We start from the raw sequence: 8198 nt of genomic DNA, 5'->3' as shown, positions 1-8198 counted from the left end.
CCACGGGGGAGCGCGGGACACGCAAAGGGCGGAGCACGGGCCACCGAGGTCCGACGTCGTGCTGTTCCAACGTTGCAAAGATTGGCGCCAACCGGCATGACAGCACTTGAGGTTGGGCCTGTCCATACCCCGCGCAGAAGTAGCCCCGGACGTTCAAACTGTGATCAGGCGCCCCATCAGCATCACCGCACGTCCGCGAGGCCGCGGTCGTGATGCGCGGCGAACGGCCGCCCGGCGGTTTACAACGTGGGCAAAAGGCGTGCCCGCACGGCCGCCGGGCGACTTCCCCTCCTCGTCGGTCGTGCGGCCACGCCCGTAGCGGGCCACCGCCCGTCGGTCCGCCGCCCGCTGTCCGCACCCGCTGCTGCGACCTTCGCCGGGGGCGGGGCGGGCGTTCGCACCGTCCCGTTGACAAGCATCGGGCCCACCCCTTTTGCTTGCCCATGTCGCCCGGCTCCGGGGCCGGGCGCGGCAAATAATCAGGACTATCCATTTGCGGTGCGGACGGCGTATAGTTTGACAACGTTGTCACGCGGACGCCCACGGCGGCGCGTGCCCCGGTTGGACGCTGCCCTCATGACCCGTGGGCGGGGCCGATGTCAGGCGGCTCCGCCCACGCTTTTCCCGGTGGTCCCCGGTGGTCCCCGGTGGTCCCCGGTGGTCCCCGGTGGTCCCCGGTGGTCCCCGGTCGATCCACCATGCCCCGGCGGGACGGTATGACGTCGGTGAGTGGGCCGGGGGCGCGGAGGCCGGTCGTGTCGCTACTGCTTGTCGCGCGCGGCGGACCGTTCGGCGATCTCGGTCTTGATCGTCTCAAGCAACTCGTCCCACGTGAAGCCGAGGTTGCGCAGGATCTGTGCGGCGGGGCTCTCCTCGGCGCGGATCAGGCCCAGCAGCGTGTGTTCCGTGCCGACCCAGTCGTGGCCGAGGTCGGCCGACGCGCGGCGGGCCTGCTCGATGGCCTCCTTGCTCTCCGGTCGGAACGCGATGTGACCCCGTAGTGCCTTCTCCCCGGCCGGCGGCATTGCTTCCTCGATTGCGTCGCGGATGTGTTGTTCCGACTCGGCTTTTGCGATCAGCACCTCGTATGCCAGGCCCCGCGGTTCGCCGAGCAGGCCGAGCAGGAGGTGTTCGGTGCCGATGGAGTCGTGCTTGTGGGTTCGGGCGGCCTCCTGCGCCAGCACGATGCTGTGCCGGTTCAGGTCGGTGTACCGCTCGAACGGGCCGGATGCGTGACGTTGCTGGGCGGCCTGCTTGGACACCCCGATGGCGTCGCCGATCTCGGTCCATGACGCGCCGGTCCGCTTGGCGTTGCTGACGTAGTGGTCGATGAGCTGGTCGCCGAGGTCGGACAGGGTCTGGGCGCGCAGTCGCGCCTCGCTGATGCGGGCCAGTTCGTTGGCGCCGGGCAGTTCATCGTCGAGACGGGCGATCAGGTCGGCGAGGCTGATGTCGAGTGGACTCATGCGTCAAGATTAAGTTGACGATCCGGAATCGTCAACTTCTAATTGACGATCGCTTCTGGTTGCCGCCGCGGCTTCGTGCGACCGGTCGTCCTGCCGCTCGCGCCGTCCCCGGCGGACTTCGAGCGCCGGGCAGACGCCGATCCGTAGGCGTTCCCAGGCGATCCGTACGGGCACGCGACGTTCGCCGCATACCGCGAACAGTCGCTGATCGCTGGTGGATCGAGCCGTACGGGCCGCGGTCCACGGCTCCTGCGATCCGCTGGACTGCGGTCGGGCCGTCCAGCCGTCCCGCCGGTCGGGCCGGACGCCGACCGCTACCTCGCCGAACTGCCGTGCGACACCGCTCTGGTGCGGCCACCCAGTCACCGCTGACGCTCCCCTGCCGACGGCGCTACGTCCCGGACTCCGCCCGGTGACCGACGTCCGCCCCGGTGCGCGGGCCGAATTCGGCGGCGAGGGTGTCTCGTAGCGAGTCGCGCGGTGGCCCGAGGGCCGCTTCGGGGTGTTGCCGCGTGGGGGCGACACAGGCGGCGTGCCCATCCGGGCGGACCAGGACGGCGGTGGCGCCGGGCAGCGCGCCGGGTGGGGTGACGGCCGGGGTGACGCGGTCGGACCAGCCGGCGGCAGCCTCGCGCAGCGGTCCGGCGAGCGCGCCCGGTGCCAGCAGCAGCACACCGCGCCCGGTGCGGGCGAGCAGGTCGAACAAGCCTGCCGGGGCCGCGGCCACGTCGGGGACGGTGCGGCCCTCCCAGGCGTGACCGGACGGGTGCCGTACCGGATACCAGGTGCCGACCGCGGTGATCGTCTCGGCGAGCGGTCCGGCCGTCGCCGGGGCGGTGGCGAGTTCGGCGAGCAGGGCCCGTACCGGCGCCAACTCCTCTTCGTCCCGGCCGAGTACGGCCTGCGCGCGGGTGTCGCGCAGCAACCGGGCGCCGGCGGCGTGGCGTTCGGCGTGGTACGCGTCGAGGACGCGCTCGTGGGACGGGCCTCGGGCGGCGAGCGCGAGCCGCCAGCCGAGGGCCATCGCGTCGTCGATGGCGGCGTTGACGCCGATCGCGCCGGCCGGGGGGTGGATGTGCGCGGCGTCCCCGGCGAGGAACACCCGCCCGTGCCGCAGGCGTTCGGCCAGCCGCGCGGCGTCGCCGAACCGGGTGAGCCACCGGGCCTGCGCGATCACGGCGGGCCGGCCGAGCGCGCGGTCCACCGCCGCCTGGAAGCGGGGGAGCGTGACCGGGTCGTCGCGGTCGGCGGGCGGCTCGGGGTCCGCGGTGATCAGCCGTACGTATCCGGGGCGCGGGATGGCGAAGACGGCGCCGCCCGGTCCGGTGGTCACGCCGAACGGCAGGTCGGCACCGTCGGCGAGGACGACGTCGCCCAGCAGCGTGAACCGGCGCGACGGTGTGCCGGGGAACGCGATGCCCGCGAGCCGGCGGACCGTGCTGCGACCGCCGTCGCAACCCGCGAGCCGGTCGCACCGCCAAGTCGCCGGGCCGTCCGGGGTCGTGGTCTCGACGGTCACGCCGTCGTCGTCCTGCCGAAGGCCGGTGACGCGGTGGCCGCGCAGGATCGGCACGCCGAGTTCCGCGGCCCGGTCGGCGAGCAGTTCCTCGACGCGGGTCTGCGGTATGCCCAGGACGTACGCGTGCCGGCAGTCCATCGCGGCGAGGTCGAGCCGGGCGCCGCCGACGAACATCGTGGACGTGACGACCGGCCCCTCGGCGAGGACGCGGTCCACCAGACCGCGCCGGTCGAGGAGTTCGAGACTGCGGGCGTTGAGATTGAAGCCCGGGCAGAACGGCGGTGGCGTCGCGTCCCGTTCGAGCACGGTCACGGGCACCCCGGCCAGGGCCAGTTCGCAGGCCACGGTCAGTCCGGCCGGGCCGGCGCCCACGACGAGTACTCCGGTGCGCGACATCGGCCCCTGGGCCGCCGGCACTTGATGGGCCTCATGCATCCGGTGCCACCTCCGGCCACTCCAGGGTGCCGTCCTGGATCTCGGCGGCGACGCGCTCGACCCAGGCGAGTTCGGCGCGGGCGATCGCCTGGGCGTACTCGGCTTCGATGACGAACAGGCGTGGCGCACCGTGTTCTTCGCGGGCGGCGCGGTGTGCGGCCTCGCGCGCGTCCACCTGGGCGCGGAGCGCGGTGGCCCGGGCCCGCAGCGCGTCGGCCGCGCGTTCGGGTCCGAGGGCGCCGAGGTAGCTGACGGCGGACAGGAACCGGGGGAACTCCTGGACCGGTTCGCGGATCAGCTCGTCGAGCCACTCGGTGAAGTGCCCGCGGCCTTGCGGGGTGTGGCGGTAGACCGTGCGGGCCGGGCGGGCGCCGATCTGTTCGGTGCCGTCGGCCTCGATCCAGCCGTCGCGGACGAGGGCGCGCACGGTGTCGTAGAGCGAACCGGTGGTCAGCTTGAAGTACTGGTCCAGTTGTCGTGCGCGCAGTTCCACCGCCATCGCGTGCGGATGCATCGGCTGTTCCAGCAAAAGCCCCAGCAGTGCCAGGGCCAGCGGGTTCGCCGGTCGTTTGGCCGACATCTCGTCCCTCCCCGTCTCCGTCGCGCCTGCCAGTCGGCGGCCACGGACTTGATCGGTCACGATTGGTCGTCACCTACTAGTCGGAACCGAGTATAGGCATGGCTTCGGTTGAAGACGCGCCTGCCCGCACGCGGAGCTTGCGGGAATCCGATGGCCGTCGTCATGGGGTCCGCCACCCTGCGGGCGTGACGTACGGGGGAGCGGTCAGCCGAACTGGCGGAAGTGGCTGCGGCGTCCGTCGTGGTCGAAGACGCCCATGATCTCGGCCGGGCCGCCGTGCGCGCCGAAGGCGTGCGGGACCATCGTGGAGAACTCGGCGGCCTGGCCCGACTCCACGATGATCGTGCGCTCGCCGAGCAGGAGCATGAGGGTCCCGGACAGGACGGTGAACCAGTCCCGGCCCGGGTGGACCCGCAGGACGTCGGTGCCGCGCTGGACCGGGCGGGTGATCCGCATCTTCGCGACCGTGCTGCCGTTCGCGCCCGGATCGCGGCTGAGCATCCAGGTGGTGATGCCCCGGTCCGAGTTGTGCTGCGGCCTGATCACCACGTCGCCGTCGCCGGCGGACTCCACCAGCATGTCGATGCTGGCCCCCAACGCCCTCGCGATCGCGTCGAGTTGCTCCAGGCTGATCCGTCGGTGCCCGGTCTCGATCCGGCTCAGGGTGGACGGGCTCAGCTCGCAACGCGCGGCGAGGTCGTCGAGCGACCAGCCCAGGGACGTCCGCAACCCCCTGATTCGCTGTCGTACGAGTACGTCGAGCCCGTCACCGTCTTGCGCCATACGCAAGAGGATATGTCGTCCCCGCAATTCGTACGTAGGGTCGGCGGCATGGCAGACCACCAGCACCCCGAAAGCCACCGAGACCAGCACCGCCACGCGGACCCGCACGCGCACGGCCACCATGCCGACGGCGGTGCGGGCGGCGCGGACGGCGGGGCCGACGAAGCCGCCCTCGCCGACATGCTCGACCTCGACGCCGAGGTCCTCGCCGCGCACCTGTCCGACGTCACCGCCTGGATCGCCGGGTTCGCCGAATCCGCCGCGCCCGCCGGCGCCTCCGCGGCTGTCCGCCGCATCGTCGACGTGGGCAGCGGCACCGGTGCCGGCACCTTCGCCCTGCTGCGGCGGTTCGACGGCGCCGAGGTCACCGCGTTCGACCGCTCCCCCTACATGCTGGGGCGGTTGCGGGACCGGGCCCGCGAACTCGGCGTGGCCGACCGGATCCGTACGGTCGAGGCCGACCTCGACGAGAAGTGGCCGGCCGCCGGTCCCGCCGACCTGGTGTGGGCGTCGGCGTCCCTGCACCACATGGCCGATCCCGGCCGCGCCCTCGCCGAGGCCGCGGCCCTGCTCCGCCCCGGCGGCCTGCTCGCGGTCGTCGAGCTGGACTCCTTCCCGTGCTTCCTGCCCGACGACATCGGCCTCGGCCGGCCCGGCCTGGAAGCGCGCTGCCGGACGGCGATGGACGAGCGCCGGGCCCACGACGTGCCGCACATGGGCGACGACTGGGGCGCCCGCCTGACCGCGGCCGGCTTCCACGTCCGCGCCGAACGGCAGTTCGCCATCGACCTGCTGCCGCCGCTCCCCGCCGCCACCGGCCGCTACGCCCACTCCGTGCTCGGCCGCACCCGCGACCACCTCGACGGCGCGCTCGACGCCGACGACCTCGCCGTACTCGCCACGCTCCTCGACGGCGACGGCCCCGACGCGCTCCTGCACCGGACCGACCTCACCGTCCGCACCACCCGCGCGGTCTGGGTGGCGGAACGCAACCAGGCCCCCGTCCCGGCGGCCTGACCGGATTGTCGGCAGCCGCCGCTACGATCCCGGTGGCGGGTCGCTCGGCCTGCGGTGGGGGCAGGGGCGACATGGCGGCGGGCGTGGGTTCGGGCGGGGAGCGCCGGGGAGTGCCGAACCGGGGGTGCCGGACGCTGGTATTGAATGCATCAAATCGGATCGCGGCCGGCCTGATCGTCCGTACCCACCGCGCTTGCTGCGGGTATGCGTGCCTACGTCCGGCGCGAGGCTTGACGTCTGCCGAGGCCAGCCCTAGGGTCGGCGACGTGGGTTGAATAGTTTCAATCGGTCGACGTGCGACGCGGGAGGCACGCCGTGAACCCGTCGGGGCCCGCCGCGGCCCGGCTGTCGGCACCGGATCCGGCTGTGGCCGCCCGCTGGTGCAGCGGGGCCGAGTGAACTGTTTCAATGGGGAAACCTCCGACCCGTTCAGTACATTGCGGTCCGGCGGTGCGGAGAGCCCCTTTGAGGAGAACATGGTGCGAATGGTCGGGATCAAGGACGTGGCGCGGCAGGCCGGCGTGTCGGTGGGCACGGTGTCCAACGTGATCAACCGTCCCGACCTGGTCTCCGAGGAGACCAGGGACCGCGTGCAGAGCGTCATCAAGCAACTCGGCTATGTCCGCAGCGAGTCGGCCCGCCAGTTGCGGGCCGGCCAGAGCCGGATCATGGCGCTGCTCGTCCTCGACATGGGCAACCCGTTCTTCGTGGACGTCGCGCGCGGTGCGGAGTCCGCGGCCCGCGAGGCCGGTCTGGGCGTGATGCTCTGCAACAGCGGCCAGAGTGCCTCCGAGGAGGCGACGTACGTCTCGCTCTTCGCGGAACAGCGGGTGCGCGGGGTGCTGCTCACCCCGGCCGACCCGACCGGCGCCAGCCTGGACCTGCTGCGGCAGCAGAATGTGCCGTTCGTCCTGGTGGACCGGGGTGCCGGCGAGGCCGACGAGGGCTGCTCGGTGTCGGTCGACGACACGATCGGGGGCGCGCTGGCCGGCCGCCACCTGGTGTCGGCCGGGCACCGCACCATTGCCTACATCAGCGGGCCGCCGCACCTCCAGCAGGTCAAGGACCGCCGGGCCGGCATGCTCCAGGCCCTCGCCGAGGCGGGACTCGGCCCCGAGGCGCTGCTGGAGATCCCCGCCCAACGGCTTGACGTCGCCGCCGGCCGCGACGCCGCCTCCCGGCTGCTCGGCCTCGCGCAGCGCCCCACCGCGGTGTTCTGCGCGAACGACCTGCTCGCCCTCGGCGTCCTCCAGGTCGTCTACGCCGCCGGCATCGCGGTCCCGCGCGACCTGGCGATCGTCGGCTATGACGACATCGAGTTCGCCGCGGCCGCCGTGGTCCCTCTCACCTCCGTACGGCAGCCGGCCGCCGAGATGGGCCGCATGGCCGCGGAACTCCTGCTGGAGGAGACCGGCCCCCGTGCGGCCCAGCACCAGCACCAACGCGCCGTTCTGCTACCCGAGTTGGTGGTCCGCGGCTCCAGCCTGCCGGTGCGGTGACAGGGCGCGGCAACTCCTCGGTCGGCGCGCGCGGGGTGGGGTGCATGTGCCGGTGCCGTCGCGTCGCGGCCGCTGGGTGAAGGCGGGCCCGGACAGCGGAATCCAGGACGTGGCCGTCCTGATCCTGGAGTGGCTCGGCGAGCAGGCCGTTGGCGCCGGACTGCGCCTTGACGCCGACCGGCTGCGGGAAGGCCGTCCGGCCTGGACGTTCTTCGCGAGCGGCGGCCCGCTCGACCACGGCATGCGCGCCGACGGCGACACGGTGGAGCGCTGCCTGTGGTCGGCCGTCGAGCAGTTGCGTGAGTTCGGACTCGACGTGCCCTTCTGACCGGGCGGATGACGTGGCAGGTCGGGTGGAGATGAGGAAGGCAGGGCAGGATACTATCGGCAGAGAGATTTGAACTCGTTCAAATAGGGGGACATGCCATGTCCGGATCGATCGCGCCCGACCTCACCGACACGCCCGCCGTCGCCCTCGGCCCGACCTCGCTCGTGCTCGGCATCCTCGCCGCCGCAGGCGCGTGGGCGCCCTTCCTCGCGTTGGGCGGACTCCCGTGGGGGATCATGGCGCTCCCCGGCGCGATCATCACCGGCGGGCTCGCCGTCACCTTCGGCGCCGCGGGAATCCGCTACGCCCGCCGCGGCATCGGCCGGCTGTGGGTCGCCCTTGCCGGAACTGCCCTCGGCGCCCTCGGACTTGCCGGCGTCGTCATCCTCATCGGGGCGCTCGGCGCGTAGCGAGCCCGGCCCGGTGGGGAGGGCCGTCGCGTGACGCCGCCGGGCGGATCGGGTGGCGGGATCGGGCGGGCCGGCGAGGTGGCGCGTCAGGCGGCGCGTCAGGCGGAGGTGCGGGCGAAGAGGGCAGTGGGGTGCGGGGCGGTGCCGTCGGTGGTGGGGGC

Annotated in this window: 8 protein-coding genes; 4 read left to right on the top strand and 4 right to left on the bottom strand. The window is 72.9% G+C overall.

Features of this window, described 5'->3' with window-relative positions; translation table 11 throughout:
* Positions 1-761: 761 nt before the first annotated feature.
* From AC13HU_RS25695 to AC13HU_RS25680, 4 genes are all read right to left on the bottom strand, one after another.
* A complete protein-coding gene (locus AC13HU_RS25695) occupies positions 762-1466 on the bottom strand; it encodes a Clp protease N-terminal domain-containing protein (RefSeq protein ID WP_483044318.1) in 705 nt (234 codons plus the stop codon).
* Between the two features lie 391 nt (positions 1467-1857).
* Positions 1858-3420, bottom strand: a complete 1563-nt coding sequence (locus tag AC13HU_RS25690) for an FAD-dependent monooxygenase (RefSeq protein ID WP_483044317.1) — start codon at positions 3418-3420, stop codon at positions 1858-1860.
* Positions 3413-4000: a PadR family transcriptional regulator gene (locus AC13HU_RS25685; protein WP_483044316.1), complete on the bottom strand. Its 588-nt coding sequence runs from the start codon at positions 3998-4000 to the stop codon at positions 3413-3415. The genes AC13HU_RS25690 and AC13HU_RS25685 overlap by 8 nt, the downstream gene beginning before the upstream one ends.
* Positions 4001-4204: 204 nt before the next feature.
* A complete protein-coding gene (locus tag AC13HU_RS25680) occupies positions 4205-4783 on the bottom strand; it encodes a helix-turn-helix domain-containing protein (protein ID WP_483044315.1) in 579 nt (192 codons plus the stop codon).
* A 48-nt stretch (positions 4784-4831) separates the two neighbouring features.
* On the opposite strand from AC13HU_RS25680, the gene AC13HU_RS25675 reads away from it, so the two are divergent.
* The 4 genes from AC13HU_RS25675 (at position 4832) to AC13HU_RS25660 (ending at position 8037) form a co-directional block, all read left to right on the top strand.
* Positions 4832-5800, top strand: coding sequence for a class I SAM-dependent methyltransferase (locus AC13HU_RS25675; protein ID WP_483044314.1), 969 nt, complete (start codon positions 4832-4834; stop codon positions 5798-5800).
* Positions 5801-6276: 476 nt separating this feature from the next.
* Positions 6277-7299 carry a LacI family DNA-binding transcriptional regulator gene (locus tag AC13HU_RS25670; protein WP_483044313.1) on the top strand — a complete coding sequence of 341 codons (1023 nt, stop codon included), beginning with the start codon at positions 6277-6279 and terminating at the stop codon, positions 7297-7299.
* 52 nt (positions 7300-7351) lie between these two features.
* Positions 7352-7627 carry a hypothetical protein gene (locus AC13HU_RS25665; protein WP_483044312.1) on the top strand — a complete coding sequence of 92 codons (276 nt, stop codon included), beginning with the start codon at positions 7352-7354 and terminating at the stop codon, positions 7625-7627.
* A 98-nt stretch (positions 7628-7725) separates the two neighbouring features.
* Positions 7726-8037: a hypothetical protein gene (locus tag AC13HU_RS25660; protein WP_483044311.1), complete on the top strand. Its 312-nt coding sequence runs from the start codon at positions 7726-7728 to the stop codon at positions 8035-8037.
* Positions 8038-8198: the final 161 nt, after the last annotated feature.

This window comes from Streptomyces sp. NH27 (assembly GCF_056859195.1).
The sequence above is the reverse complement of the archived record's forward strand: the minus strand, read 5'-3'. Positions and strand labels throughout refer to the sequence as shown.